The organism is Aurantiacibacter sp. KMU-128, from assembly GCF_056933515.1.
Genome location: NZ_JBXORT010000001.1, coordinates 2,566,260 through 2,579,601 on the forward strand (window position 1 = coordinate 2,566,260; position 13,342 = coordinate 2,579,601).

13 protein-coding genes, 1 tRNA gene and 3 pseudogenes are annotated in these 13,342 nt (G+C 61.5%); 7 read left to right on the forward strand and 10 right to left on the reverse strand.

The annotated features are described in order from the left end of the window. Positions 1 to 5 precede the first annotated feature (5 nt). Both ACS0VV_RS12530 and ACS0VV_RS12535 read left to right on the forward strand, forming a co-directional pair. Positions 6 to 1,157 carry an acetyl-CoA acetyltransferase gene (locus tag ACS0VV_RS12530; protein ID WP_483533549.1) on the forward strand — a complete coding sequence of 384 codons (1,152 nt, stop codon included), beginning with the start codon at positions 6 to 8 and terminating at the stop codon, positions 1,155 to 1,157. Positions 1,158 to 1,183: 26 nt separating this feature from the next. After that, positions 1,184 to 1,741, forward strand: coding sequence for a carboxymuconolactone decarboxylase family protein (locus ACS0VV_RS12535; RefSeq protein ID WP_483533029.1), 558 nt, complete (start codon positions 1,184 to 1,186; stop codon positions 1,739 to 1,741). An 88-nt stretch (positions 1,742 to 1,829) separates the two neighbouring features. Here ACS0VV_RS12535 and ACS0VV_RS12540 read toward each other — a convergent pair whose 3' ends face one another. The 3 genes and pseudogenes from ACS0VV_RS12540 to ACS0VV_RS12550 all read right to left on the reverse strand — a co-directional run bounded on the left by ACS0VV_RS12540 (position 1,830) and on the right by ACS0VV_RS12550 (position 2,726). Further along, entirely contained in the window at positions 1,830 to 2,291 is a 462-nt protein-coding gene (locus tag ACS0VV_RS12540) for a helix-turn-helix domain-containing protein (RefSeq protein WP_483533550.1), read from the reverse strand. Positions 2,292 to 2,321: 30 nt separating this feature from the next. Then, positions 2,322 to 2,471: pseudogene (locus ACS0VV_RS12545) on the reverse strand (sigma 54-interacting transcriptional regulator); the annotation flags it as partial. Between the two features lie 39 nt (positions 2,472 to 2,510). Continuing rightward, positions 2,511 to 2,726, reverse strand: coding sequence for a hypothetical protein (locus ACS0VV_RS12550; RefSeq protein WP_483533030.1), 216 nt, complete (start codon positions 2,724 to 2,726; stop codon positions 2,511 to 2,513). 6 nt (positions 2,727 to 2,732) lie between these two features. Between ACS0VV_RS12550 and ACS0VV_RS12555 the strand changes: the two are divergent. From ACS0VV_RS12555 to ACS0VV_RS12565, 3 genes and pseudogenes are all read left to right on the forward strand, one after another. Next, positions 2,733 to 3,071, forward strand: a pseudogene (locus ACS0VV_RS12555) (GAF domain-containing protein); the annotation flags it as partial. 331 nt (positions 3,072 to 3,402) lie between these two features. After that, complete coding sequence (locus tag ACS0VV_RS12560; RefSeq protein WP_483533031.1) at positions 3,403 to 3,495, forward strand: helix-turn-helix domain-containing protein; 93 nt, start codon at positions 3,403 to 3,405, stop codon at positions 3,493 to 3,495. 141 nt (positions 3,496 to 3,636) lie between these two features. Next, a pseudogene (locus tag ACS0VV_RS12565) lies at positions 3,637 to 4,446 on the forward strand (aldehyde dehydrogenase family protein); the annotation flags it as partial. Between the two features lie 82 nt (positions 4,447 to 4,528). Here the strand turns inward: ACS0VV_RS12565 and ACS0VV_RS12570 are convergent. Further along, positions 4,529 to 4,615 (reverse strand) — tRNA-Leu (locus ACS0VV_RS12570). Positions 4,616 to 4,837: 222 nt separating this feature from the next. Here ACS0VV_RS12570 and ACS0VV_RS12575 point away from each other — a divergent pair. Both ACS0VV_RS12575 and fsa read left to right on the forward strand, forming a co-directional pair. Further along, positions 4,838 to 5,848, forward strand: a complete 1,011-nt coding sequence (locus tag ACS0VV_RS12575) for an NmrA family NAD(P)-binding protein (RefSeq protein WP_483533032.1) — start codon at positions 4,838 to 4,840, stop codon at positions 5,846 to 5,848. A gap of 54 nt (positions 5,849 to 5,902) precedes the next feature. Continuing rightward, on the forward strand, positions 5,903 to 6,556 hold the full coding sequence (gene fsa, locus ACS0VV_RS12580; RefSeq protein WP_483533033.1) for a fructose-6-phosphate aldolase: 654 nt from the start codon (positions 5,903 to 5,905) through the stop codon (positions 6,554 to 6,556). Between the two features lie 123 nt (positions 6,557 to 6,679). Here the strand turns inward: fsa and ACS0VV_RS12585 are convergent, their stop codons facing one another. The 6 genes from ACS0VV_RS12585 to ACS0VV_RS12610 all read right to left on the reverse strand — a co-directional run bounded on the left by ACS0VV_RS12585 (position 6,680) and on the right by ACS0VV_RS12610 (position 13,299). Beyond that, a complete protein-coding gene (locus tag ACS0VV_RS12585; RefSeq protein WP_483533034.1) occupies positions 6,680 to 8,389 on the reverse strand; it encodes a hypothetical protein in 1,710 nt (569 codons plus the stop codon). A 73-nt stretch (positions 8,390 to 8,462) separates the two neighbouring features. After that, positions 8,463 to 10,091 carry an AMP-binding protein gene (locus ACS0VV_RS12590; protein WP_483533035.1) on the reverse strand — a complete coding sequence of 543 codons (1,629 nt, stop codon included), beginning with the start codon at positions 10,089 to 10,091 and terminating at the stop codon, positions 8,463 to 8,465. Between the two features lie 111 nt (positions 10,092 to 10,202). Further along, positions 10,203 to 11,066, reverse strand: a complete 864-nt coding sequence (locus ACS0VV_RS12595) for a dienelactone hydrolase family protein (RefSeq protein ID WP_483533036.1) — start codon at positions 11,064 to 11,066, stop codon at positions 10,203 to 10,205. Positions 11,067 to 11,162: 96 nt separating this feature from the next. Continuing rightward, entirely contained in the window at positions 11,163 to 11,294 is a 132-nt protein-coding gene (locus ACS0VV_RS12600; protein ID WP_483533037.1) for a hypothetical protein, read from the reverse strand. 139 nt (positions 11,295 to 11,433) lie between these two features. After that, positions 11,434 to 12,243 carry an energy transducer TonB gene (locus ACS0VV_RS12605; protein ID WP_483533038.1) on the reverse strand — a complete coding sequence of 270 codons (810 nt, stop codon included), beginning with the start codon at positions 12,241 to 12,243 and terminating at the stop codon, positions 11,434 to 11,436. A 45-nt stretch (positions 12,244 to 12,288) separates the two neighbouring features. Beyond that, a complete protein-coding gene (locus ACS0VV_RS12610; RefSeq protein WP_483533039.1) occupies positions 12,289 to 13,299 on the reverse strand; it encodes an NAD(P)H-dependent flavin oxidoreductase in 1,011 nt (336 codons plus the stop codon). Positions 13,300 to 13,342: the final 43 nt, after the last annotated feature.

The following is a 13,342-nucleotide window of genomic DNA, read 5'->3' on the forward strand; positions in this document are numbered from 1 at the left end:
GCGGCATGACCGACCCCTTCCCCCGCGCTGCTGCTGCGATCGCCGGTCTGGCAACCTTCGGCGTGGGCGAGTGCCCCGGCTTCACCTCGCTGGAAATGGCCGCAAAGGCAGGACTGCTGGCGCTGGACGATGGCGGCATTCCGCTCGGCCAAGTCGATGCGCTGTTCTGTTGCCTGCCGGATGATCTTTTCGCGGGCCTTTCGCTCGCCGAAGCCTATGGCATTCGCCCGCGCTTTACCGACAATAACCGCACCGGCGGTTCGTCCTTCGCCAGCCATGTCATAACTGCTGCGGTGATGATCGCTGCAGGCTATATCGACTGCGCGCTGATCGCTTACGGCTCCAACCAGCGCAGCAGCGGCGGGAAACTGGCCACGCCCGCGCGCAGCTCGGCTTGGGAAGCGCCTTACAACCCGCTTTATCCGCTCAGCAGCTATGCGCTCGCCGCCGCCCGCCACGCCTATGAGTTTGGCACCACGCGCGAGCAAATGGCCGCCGTGGCGGTGGCCGCGCGGCAATGGGCCAACACCAATCCAGAAGCCTTTGCCAAGGGCGAGCTGACCATTGCCGATTGCCTTGCCAGCCGCATCATCAGCAGCCCGATCAGCAAGGCCGATTGCTGTCTGGTGACCGACGGCGCGGCGGCCATCGTGCTCACTTCGACCCCGCGGGCGCGCGACGGAAAGCAGGCTCCCGTCCCCGTGCTCGGTGCAGCGGCGGCGACGTGGCACAATGCGATCAGCCGCTCCGCCGATCTCACCCGCACGGCGGCGGTGGAATCCGGCGCAAGAGCGATGGCCGCGGCGGGCGTGACACCGCAAGATTTCGACACCGTGCAACTATACGATGCCTTCACCATCAACACGATCCTGTTCCTCGAAGACCTCGGCTTTTGTGCCAAGGGAGAAGGCGGGCCCTTCGTCGCCAGCGGCGCGATTGCGCCGGGCGGCAGCCTGCCGGTCAACACCAATGGCGGCGGGCTGAGTTGCTGCCATCCGGGAATGTACGGGCTTTTCGCGATTATCGAGGCCGCCCGGCAAATCCGCGGCGATGCTGCCAACCAGCAGGACGGGGCCAGCCTGTGCCTCGCGCATACCAATGGCGGAACGCTGTCCAGCCAGGCGACGCTTGTGCTCGGCGCGATGGAGACCGTTTGATCAGATAACCAAAGGAGAAGGATACCATGCCCCGCATCACCATTCCGCAGGATCAGGCGCACGATCCGCTGTCCTACACCTGGGCGCACTTTACGCCGGAAATCGGCGCGGCGGCGGCGGCCTATTCCTTGGCTGTGTACGAGCATTCGCAGCTTTCGATGCGCGAAATGGAAGCGGCGCGGATGCGCACCGCGCTCATCAACGGATGCCATCTGTGCCGCAATATGCGGGCCGAACGCGATTTGCCCGGACACATTACCCGCAGCGGCGGCGATGCCGCGCGGGCCGCAGCAGCGCGCGACAACACTCCGCCACCCGAGGAGTTCTACGCCGCCATCCCCGACTGGCGGAATGCAATGCTCTTTTCCGAACGCGAACGCCTCGCCATCGAATATGCCGAGCGGCTCGGCGAAGCACCGCAATCGATGGACGAAGACGAGGATTTCTGGGCGCGGATGCACGCCAGCTTCAGCGACCGCGACATTGTCGATCTGACCTTTGCCATCGGATCATGGATGGCGCTGGGCCGCTTCACCCATGTGCTGGCGCTCGACGGAGTGTGTATGCCAACCATGCCGGAGTGACGAAGAGGAAGGCGAGGACTGGCAAATACGGGCGTGTTTCAGCGCTCTTAAGACCATATTCCCCTTCAGATGTGCCACATGGGACGGCTCAGGATGGCAATTCCCTACGGAAGTCGCGGGGGCGCAATTCGTATCGCGAAAGTTTGTCGTAGAGAGTCTTGCGCGGGATCTGCATCCGTTCGGCCACAATCCCAACATTGCCTTCGCTCATGCGGAGTGCTTCTTCGAGTACGGATTTCTCGAAATCTGCGACCAGGGTCTGCAATGACCCGCTGCCAGCGCCAACATCCGTACCCTTTCCGGTTTTGGCAATCCCCAGAATGAAGGCTTGGGCATAGCCCTGCAGATCATGCAAATTGCCCGGCCAATCGTGCGTTTGCATATGCCGCCACTCATCCGCACCTATCGGATCGGCGGTCTTGTTTGTCGCAACCTCCAGGTCCGCAACAAACCGGCGGAAGAAATCGGCAATGTCATCACGTCGTTCGCGGAGTGGTGGGAGCGAAATGCGCACTGCTCCAAGCCTGCTTTCAAAGCTTGGCGTGAGCATGGAATCCCCGGCCGCAGAACTCTCTCTCGCCGCGACGATGACCCGGAAGTCGAGCTTGCGCTCGCGTTCTGCGCCCAGTGGCAACAGAGTGCGGGTTTCCAATGCCGATACCAGCCGCGACCGGATAACACCTTCCATCTCCCCGACATTGTCGAGAAACAGGGTTCCGCCGTATGCGCGCGTCCTTTGCCCGAAAGCCGCCTTCGGTTCGCGGTAACTCTAGCGACTTTCGATGATTTGCGATATCTGAACACGATGAGGGAGCGACACGAAGCCATTGTCGAAGAGGTTTTGCAATCCCCGTAAAGCGCCGCGCATTCGCTTGTCGCAGCGAGCTGGTGCCGTTCCGGCCTGAAGCACGGTCTCGATGCGGGTGCCAATCGTGCGGAGGAGCTCGTCTCCGGCATCGACCTTACGGAACGGCGGCAGCGTCATGAGCTGATGCTGGAAGTCGCGCGGCCGCTCCTCGATCAGCTGTTCCAGACCGTTTCCGCGACCGGCTGTGCCGTCATGCTGTCCGATAATGACGGTGTCGTTCTGGAAACGCGCAGTCTGGCGGGGGATCGCGAACTCTTCGACCGGGTGGGTCTGACCCCCGGCGGAGTGTGGAGTGAAAGCCGCGAAGGCACCAATGGTATCGGCACTTGCCTAGTCGAGGCGCGGCCCGTTACAATTCACCGCGACGAGCATTTCGCCAGCCGCAATATCGGCATCAGCTGCATGGACGCACCTGTTCGCGATGCGACCGGTCAGCTTGTCGGCGCGCTTGATATCTCGAATTGCCGCGACGATCACAGCGCCGCAATGGGTATACTGGTGCAGAACATTGTCCAGGACGCGGCGCACCGCATCGAGAGCGGCGTATTCCGCAAGCATTTTGCCGCGCACCGGATCATCGACGCCAATCTGCCTGGCGGCCATGCTGCCTTGCTGGCGGTGGATCGCGACGATCTTGTAGTCGGCGCGACCTTCGCGGCACGGCATCGTTTCGGTCTGACTGATGCCTGTTTAGAAGCGCGCCGCACGGCGTCAGACATTCTTGGGCGCGACGAGGGCATTTTCTTCCACGACTCAGAAGGAGCCGTGCTGCGGAGGGCCCTGAGGGAATCTGGTGGGGAATACCACGAAAGCAGCGAAATTGTTCGCGATCGGTCGGGCCACGCTTTATCGCCGAATGGATAAGGCGGGCCTGACGCGCGACTGATTTCGTAGATTGGTTCATAGTGTCTCGATAACGAGACGGTCTCATCTGCTCACCAGTTGCGCCCTTTGTTAATCCATTCGTTTTGACGGAACCATCATCCTCGCGACCGGGAGGGCCCGGCGAATTTGAGAGGATGACAACATGGACATACAGACCAATCCGGCCACATCGATGATCGCACCGTTCGCGGAGCGATGCGACAATTTCATTGGCGGCAAATGGGTTGCTCCGAAGGACGGGCGCCATTTCGACAACATCTCATCGGTAACCGGAAAGGCGGTCGGCAAGATCGCGCGAAGCCAGGCGGCCGATGTCGAGGCGGCGCTCGATGCCGCTCATGCCGCCAAGCAATCCTGGGGCCGCACCAGCGCGGGCGAGCGCGCCCTGATCCTGAACCGCATCGCCGACCGGATGGAGGAAAACCTCGAAAAGCTCGCCATTGCGGAGACGTGGGATAACGGAAAGCCGCTGCGCGAGACGATGGCGGCCGACATTACGCTGGCCATCGATCATTTCCGCTATTTCGCCGGCTGCATTCGCTCGCAGGAAGGCAACATTTCCGAAATCGATCACGATACGCTTGCCTACCATTTCCACGAGCCGCTCGGCGTGGTCGGCCTCGAAGCGGGCAAGCCGCTCGCCAGCAGCAACCGGATCGCCAAGATCGCCTTTACCGGAGAGACGACGACCGGACGTCTGATCATGCAGTATGCGAGCGAGAACCTGATTCCCGTGACGCTGGAACTCGGCGGCAAGAGCCCGAACATTTTCTTTTCCGACGTATGCCGCGAAGAGGATGATTATTTCGACAAGGCCATCGAAGGCTTCGTGATGTTCGCGCTCAACCAAGGCGAGGTCTGCACCTGCCCCAGCCGCGCGCTGATCCACGAGAGCATCTACGACCGCTTCATGGAAAGGGCGATCGCCCGCACCGAAGCAATCGTGGCCGGCAAGCAGAGACAAGTGCCTTAAGTGATCAACGAAGACTCACATTCACGGCATTTTAACTCGATATTTCAATTACTTAAAGCGATGGTGCCCAGAAGAGGACTCGAACCTCCACGCCCTTGCGAGCGCCGCCACCTGAAGACGGTGCGTCTACCAATTCCGCCATCTGGGCACACATCAATCAGCACGAGCTTGCGCTCCGCTGTTTGGTAGGAGCGCGCCTCTAGGATAGGCTTGGCTGTGAGTCAACGCGGGTTTTGCGCAATTCGTGCGCGAGATCGGGTGACCGCATTGCGGTGGCCGGGCGATAGGCGATAGAGAGGATTGCCCAGCGCGGCATCGCTGTGCATAGGGCGCGCAACGACCGTCGCTTTTCGCTTGAAGGATAGCCGCAATGGCACAGACATCTCCGCTCAATGGCAAGCTCGTCACGCTGATCGGTGGCAGCGGATTTATCGGCACGCATCTGGCGCAGGATCTGCTCGAACGCGGGGCGCGGGTGCGGATCGCTGCGCGCGAGCCGGAAATGGCCTTTACGCTGAAGCCGCTCGCCAATCTGGGACAAATCCAGTTCGCCCGCTGCAACGCCGCCGATACGCGCAGTGTCGAAGCCTGCGTCAACGGATCGGACTATGTCGTTTATCTGATCGGCACTTTCGATGGTGACCAGAAGCGCCTTCAGGCCGACAGCGCGGGCCACGCGGCGCGGGTTGCGGCGGCCCAGAGCGCGAGCGGGTTCGTCTATGTCTCGGCGATCGGTGCCGATCTGGAGGCCGAGACGGGCTATTACCGCACCAAGGCCGATGGCGAACGGCAGGTGCTAGAGGCCTTCCCCAAGGCGAGCGTGATCCGCCCCTCGGTCGTGTTCGGCGAGGAAGCGGGGCTGATCCCGATGTTTGCCGATATGGTGCAGATGATGCCGGTTATGCCGGTATTCGGCGCGGAATCGAAATTCCAGCTGGTGTGGGTCGATGATGTGGCCGCAGCTATTGTCGCGGCGCTGGAAGATCCGGCCAAGCATGGCGGCAAAGTGTTCGAGGCGGCAGGGCCCGAGGCGCTGTCGATGATGCAGATCAATGCAATGATCGCGGCGAGCCAAGGCCGCAAGCGAACCTTCTTCCCGATGCCCGATCCGCTGGCCAAAATCTTCGCCGCGTTGCCCGGCACGCCGATGAATTCCGATCAGCTCGCCATGCTGAAAAGCGGAAGCACCGCGAGCACGGACAATAAGCAGCTCAAGGATCTGGGCATCGCGCCTAGGCCGCTGGGCCTGTTCCTTGATCGCTGGATGGTCAAGTATCGCCGCCATGGAAGGTTCAGCGACACGCGCGCCGCGTCCTTAGCGCACCAAGGCTATCCAGCAGAGGAAATCGCCCTGCCCGCGGTGGCGCCGGAGGCGGCGTAACGCCTATAGGATTGTGTAACGATTCGCCGCGCCAGAGATAAGGACGCCTCTTCCATGAAATTCTTCGCCGACACTGCCGAACTTGAAGATATCCGCGATCTCGCCGCCACCGGCCTGCTCGACGGGGTGACGACCAACCCTTCGCTGATCGCCAAGTCGGGCCGCGACTTCATGGAAGTCACCAAGGAGATTTGCGATATTGTCGACGGGCCGGTGAGCGCCGAAGTCGTCGCGCTCGATCATGCGACCATGATGAAAGAGGCCGAAGTCCTGCGCAAGATCGCGGATAATGTCTGCATCAAAGTGCCGCTGACGGTGGACGGGCTGAAGACCTGCAAGGCGCTGACCGATGATGGCACGATGGTGAATGTCACCTTGTGCTTCTCTGCCAACCAGGCGCTTCTCGCAGCCAAAGCCGGGGCGACTTTCGTCTCGCCTTTCGTCGGGCGGCATGATGACAACGGTACTGATGGCATGGACCTGATCCGCGACATCCGCCTGATCTACGACAATTACGCCTTCGAGACCGAAATCCTCGTCGCCAGCGTGCGCCATGTCGTCCACGTGCTGGAAAGCGCGCGCATCGGCGCCGACGTGATGACCGCACCGCCCAAAGTGATCCACGCGCTGTTCAATCACGTGCTGACCGACAAGGGCATTGACGGCTTCCTGAAGGATTGGGCGAGCACGGGGCAGTCGATTTTGTAGGTGTTAGCGCGCATCCCAGATTTGCACGGATGACGGCTTTTCTGTGGTCCCGCTAGCAATGGTCGGCATAACGGCGCTTCATCGGCGAAAAGCCGTATTTATGCTTGCCCTTATGAAGTCAGACTAATCCCCGCTTTCGGCTGGTGCGCCTCCTTCTTCTGCGGACGCTTCAGAGCCTTCCTCCGTTGCCAAATCAAGTATCGAGGCCCTCCAGCCGAAGACGTTACATGCGCCGGCATGGTCCGCCCGGATGCGCGCGAGATCATCGGCTTCTGGCTCCCGCAGCACCAACGTGTCGATGCGCGCGGCCTGCCCGGGAATGGTCGGGCTGAAGAGCGCGTCGATTACGATCTCTCGTGGCTCCCCGCCCTCACCGAAATCGGCAAGGGCGATCATACGCGATTGCGCCCCATCATCACCTTCGATGTAGGAATAGCACCCTACTTCGCTAGCGAATGGCGAGGGTTGGTTCCGGTTCAACTCCCACTGATCGGGATTGGACAAGGTCATTTCGCTTTGCTGCAAGATGCCGAGGCCGGCCTGATCGAAGAACGCAAGGCCGATATGCTGGCCGTTCACGCGCCGATCAAAGTCGAACAGGGCGAGCGCCAGCGGTCTGCGTACCTGCCAAGGGCTGCGCCTGAAATAGCCGATTAGCGGCAGGCCTGTTTCAATTGTGCGCTGCATAGCCGTCCGATCCGGAACGACCGGGTCCGGAACAGCGCCCACCGGTGAGGAATCGATATCCTGCGTGTCGGCCCGCGCAGCGAGGATCACAAAGGTCTGCTCCAAGCACATCCGATCATAGATGCGCGGATCGTTTGCAAGGTTGGCCCGACCAACTGCAGCCGCCCAAACAAGCAATGCCTGATCGGAATTCGAGAAGCCACGATCTGAAAGTTCGTTGGTATATTGGCGGCAGGCAATATCGAAGGCTTCGGGCTGGTTGCTGCTGATCATTTCGACGAAGCCCGGAACAGCCCTTGCCATTTCCCCGAAAGTCGTCGCGCCTCCCGGGGTGCCTGCCGGCATGGGAGTTCGCAGGACAGCGTTGGGCGTCCACCCTGCGGCCGGGCGCGTGAAATAGCTCGGCACAGGTTCCAGCGCAGCTCTGATGCGCACGTCGGGAATGCTGCGCGCCGGATCACCCGGTATCTGCCATTCGTCGCTTCGTGTGCCGCCGGCTGCTAGGCTAAGATCGGTCCGGTCTACGATCCGGTTAGTCTGCGAATAGGCGTCCGACAGCTTGCCTTCGAGGCTGCCTGCCTCCCTGAGAAAATTGAAAGGCAATTCGGGAAGCACAGTATTGACCAGTGTCGGCGCATCTTTCTGTTCGGTAAAGCGCACTCCCACTGTCCATCTTAAGGCGTCATTCCCCGCAACAGTCATTAACGGCGTGCGCAGATCGACCCGGTGAAAGCTTGAAACACACTCGCTTTTCCCCACGCCAATCAAGCCGCCAAGATCGTTCAGAATACCGCCCTCACGGCTGACTTCGATATTATACAGCTGCGCTTCGGTCACCGCGATGGCCGGCGTTTCGATTCCGATGGTGAGCGTGTGGGACGATTCCCGGGCGAGCAGCTGGGAAATGTCGAAGTTAAGAATATTGCCGGTCGGACAGTGCGCAGTCGAGAAGCGGTTCGCCTGCCCTTCATAGTCCATTGTGACCCGCATCCGGTAATACCCGTCCGGGTCAAATGTGTCGGTTGTAGCTACGCCAGATGCACTTGATGTTCTGCTGTTGGTTTGCTGCGCTACGGCTGCTTGCGAAAAAACCAAGAGACTGGCCGCTGAAACCAGCGCCAGACGTAATGCGAAAGTCCTTTTCACTTGAAGCCCCCCTTTTCAAGAGGGACTGAAATTGACGGAATTTGATGGCAAGTCAACTGGCTAAAAGGGTAGGCTACCCCCCCAGAACACCTTCCGCCTTCTCGCCGATATGCTTCGCAATAAACTGGTCGCGCAGCTTGAATTTCTGGATCTTGCCCGAACCGGTTAGCGGCCATTCGGTGACCTCCTCCCAATATGCTGGGCATTTCTGCGGCGCGATTTGCGAGCGGACGTGCGCGCGCAAGGCTTCTTCATCGAAGCTGTGGCCCTCATTCATGCGCACGCAGGCGGCAACCGCTTCGCCCAGCACTTCGTCTGGCACGCCGAAGACCGCGCATTCGGCGACGCCTTCATGCTCGGCGAGAACATTCTCGATCTCGGCGGGGAAGAGGTTTTCGCCGCCGCGGATGATCATCTCTTTCACGCGGCCCGTGATGCGCACGAAGCCGCGATCATCCATCGTGCCTAGGTCGCCGGTGTGCAGCCAGCCGTCGGCATCGATCGCCTCGGCAGTGGCCTCGGGGTTCTCGTGATAGCCGAGCATTGTCGCATAGCCGCGCGAGCGGATTTCGCCGACAACACCGCAATCGACGATTTCATTGGTAGCAGGGTCGAAGATGCCGACTTCGGTGCCCAGTGCAGGGCGGCCGATGGTGGTCGTGATATCTTCCAGCGAATCGCTCGGGCGCGCGCTGGTGATAACGGGGCTGCTTTCGGTCTGACCGTAGGCGACCAGCGCCTTCGCGCCCAGCACCGCTTCGGCTGCCTTGGCAAGCTCCGGCGCGACCATCGCGCCGCCCATGCCGATCAGCTGCATTGAAGACAGATCGCGCGGGTTCGCCCGCTGCGTCGCGATCATCGCCACCGCCATGGTCGGCACGGCCAGCGTCCAGCTGACCTTCTCCGCTTCCATGATCGTCAATGCGGCATTGGGCTCGAAGAAAGGCAGCGGCACATATTTCGCCGCCGTTTGCAGCGATCCGAGCACGCCCATCGAACAGCCCATCGTGTGGAACAACGGCGTCAGGCCGATGGTCGACTGCCGGTCAGGCAGATTACCGGTCTTGGCGAAAATGCGCGCATTGTTGGTAAGGTTGCGGTGCGAGAGTACGACGCCCTTGGGGAAGCCGGTCGTGCCCGACGTATACTGGATCTGCGCCGGATCATTGGTGTCCACATCGGGCAGAGTGCCCGAAGGATCGGTGAACATCGCGGCTTCGTCCATCATGTCAACGACTTCGCGCACATGGGGAATCTCGGCGCACACCGCCTTGCCGATTTCCGCCACCGGATTGCCACGCACTTCCTTGATCAGGAACAGCGCCACGCTGCCCGACTGGCGCAGCACATAATCAAGCTCACGCTTCTGGTAGGCGGGGTTGACCGTCACCAGCGTGAGGCCCGCCAAAGCGCAGGCATATTCGACCAGCACCCATTCGGGGATGTTCGGCCCCCACACGGCGATCCGCTCGCCCGGCTGGAAGCGGGTGGCAAATCCCTTGGCAAGGCGCTCGGCATCGGCGAGCAATTCGGCATAAGTCCAGCGGCGACCGGTGGTGCCGTCCATGCGGCCTTCGACGAGCGCTTCGGCATCACCATTTTTCGCGGCTTGTTCGCGCAGCAGCCCCCCGATTGTCGTGTCGAGGATTTCCTCGCCCGCATACCAGTCACAATGGGCCTTAACGAGGCGCTGCTCGGTCATTTCTCTCTCCGTTTGTGGTCGGCCCGCTCATCAGTGCGGCGGGCTCTCTAGTCTGTGATACACTATACCCAAGGCGCTGCCGCAACCAAGTGGATTCGGACGGACGCCCGATCAGAGTCTGGCGGCGTAAAGCGCCAGCAGATTTGCCCATGCGCGATCTGCCTCGGCCTGCGCATAGGCAGGGCTATCGAGCACCGTCCAGCCGTGATCACCGTCATAGATTTCGACACTCACTTGCGCACTTGCCGCGCTGGCGGCAGCTTGTAATTGCGGCACCATGTCGGCGCGCGCAGCCGCGTCATCGCGTGCTTCGCCGATCAGCACGCCGGTATCGGCTGGCAGCCCCGCCAGCAGATTGACCGGCGCCATCGCCTCGCCTCGCGTCAACCCGCCGCTGTGGAAGCTGCCCGCGGCCTTGATCCGGTCTGGCACTGCAGAGGCGGCGTAAATCGTCCAGCTGCCGGTCATGCAATAGCCCTGATTGCCGATGCCGCGTGCGCTATCGACTTCGTCTTGCGCATCAAGCCATGCAACCACACTGCCAGCGGTGCGCATGACATTTTCGGGCGTGTTCGCCTCGCGCCACGGGCCGACGCGGTTCCAGCCGTCATCGCTGCGCCAATCGTCGAAATCGGCAAATTGCTGGCCCGCAACCGAGCGGTAATAGGGATTGGCGACCAACACGGCATAGCCTTCAGCCGCCAACCGGCGTCCCATTTCGATTTTGGCAGGGCGCAGGCCGGCAATGTCGGGCCACAGGATTACACCGGGATTGCTTTCCCCGGCGCGGTGTAGGAAAACCCCGTCCATCGTGCCGCCGTCAGCGGCGAAAGTGACGTTGCGCTGGGTGATACCGCCAACACCGTCCATGCCGCCGACTGGGGCGCAGGCGGCCAAAGCTCCAACGGTTCCGAAGGCCCCGAACTGGCGACGGGTCATTGCCGCCTTGGCATTGAAATGGTGTTCGTCGCACATACCCGGATCTCCTGAAGTTTACCCGCCAACGCAGGCGCAGGTGGGATGTTCCACCGGCCACACCGGTTGGCAAGAAACTTCGGAGCGTGCGCCGGATCAGTTACCGGTTCGCCCGCGGCGCAAATCGCGTTGGCGCTTGCGCCGACGCAGCAGCGCGGCAATTCCCCAGCCAACGAGCAGCAGAACAAAGGCTATCAGGCAATAGGCAATAAGAACACGTGTCGGCATGGATCCCCCGGAATCGCAATGATTCGACCGCAATGTTGCAATGCAGCAATTTTACATTTTTCCGAGGCAATTGAAAGGAGAGTTTTACAATTCTTGCAACTGCGCATTTCCGGGGCTGGCGCCTGGCCCGAAATGTGGCCTAGCGGACGCGGAATTCGATATAGGGGCGAATGCGTTCGCCATATATTCGCGAGCCGCTGGCATCGGTCACCTGCAGGAGCAAATGGGGCTGCGCCGCAAGCGCTGCCTCGCCGAAACCGAGTCCTTGCGGGTGCTCCTCGATCACCACGCAATCGGCGACGCGGTCATCGCGCAAAGCGGTGCATTCGAGCACGACCAGTCCGTAAATGCGCTGGCGGCGTGCCGCGCGCGGCATAAGCCGCTGGATAACACGGCGATCGAAACGCGGTGACCAGCTGACATTTCGCGTGGTATCGACGCCTCCTGCGCCAGTGCCGTCATTACCGAGCCCGCTGCCATGGCCTGTGCCGCGCCCGCTCCCTGTTCCTGCGCCCACACCTCGGACGATCCCGGCAATATCGCCCAAGCGGTCGAGATCGATATCCGGGCCGTCTCCGCCAGCAGACACATCGAGCCTTGCGAGCCGCAAAGCCGGGTCCGGTAATTGTCGGCGGGCGCGTTCGGCACGGGTGCCGGGTCCGCCGCTTGTCAAGCCCGCCCGGCTGCTGCCTCCCGCAAGGCCGGAGGCGGCTTCCTCAACTACAGGAGACTCAGGAGGGTCAGGCTCCTCCAGCGGTGGTGGAAGGACAATTCCTTCCAGAACCGCAAGCGGTGTCTCGCGGGTTTCTGCTTCCCCGACATCTGAAAACAGCCGCAGGATAAGCAGCGCGGCTAGCAAATGCGCGAGAATGACCAGCGCGAGAACGAGCGGCCGCAGACGGTTGTCCCGGTCAAAGCGCTGCTGCGAAAACATCTGAATCGCTGCCATTTGCATGACATATCAGAGTTCTGCCGCGCTGCGAAGCGCGCGCCGCTAGCGCGCGGAAAGTGCCGCCTCGCTTTCGGCCATCAATTGCGCGATGATATCGGCGGCAGGCTCTTCAGCCTTGACCATGCCGACACTTTGGCCGGCCATCAGCGACCCGTTCTCCACATCGCCATCGATCACTGCGCGGCGCAGCGCGCCTGCCCAGTAATGCTCGATCTGCAATTGCGCCTCGCCCATTTCGATTTCGCCTGCATCGAGAATGGCGGCGACTTCGCGCTGCTTGGCGGTGAATTCCTCGGTGCCCTTGTTCTTCAGCGCACGCACGGGGATGACGGGCAGGCGCGGATCGACCTGTACACTCGCCACCGCATCGCGGGCGTTGGCGCGGAAGAACGCCTTCTTGAAATCGGGATGCGCGATGCTTTCGGTCGCGCAGGCGAAGCGTGTGCCGAGCTGCACGCCGCTCGCGCCCATTTCCAGATAGCCGGCAATCGCTTCCCCGCGCCCGATGCCTCCTGCCACGAACACGACGAAATCCGCCGCCAGCTCTGGCAGGAATTCCTGCGCCAGCACGCTGGTGGAGACAGGCCCGATATGGCCGCCCGCTTCCATCCCCTCAATCACCAGCGCATCCGCGCCTGAGCGCAGCAGCTTCTTGGCGAGCGCCAGCGTGGGCGCGAAGACGAGCACTTTGCCACCAAACGCCTTGATCGCCTCGACACTGCCTTTGGGCGGAATGCCGCCTGCAAGCACGACGTGCGAAATCTCATGCCGCGCGCACACCTCGATCAGATCGAACAGCGCCGGGTGCATGGTGATGAGGTTCACGCCAAAGGGCTTGGTGGTCAGCGTTTTCGTCGCGGCGATTTCCGCGTCGAGCAATTCGGGTGTCATCGCCCCGCATGCGATTACGCCGAAGCCGCCGCCATTGCTGATCGCGGAGACCAGATTGCGTTCGGAAACCCAGCTCATAGCGCCGCACAGAATGGCGTGCTCAGTGCCGAGAAATTCGCGTCCACGCGCCATCAGCGCATGTGTCTTTGGAAAGTCGTTCATCCCGCAGCGCTTAGGATACGGTCTTTCGCCCCGCAAGCGGAAC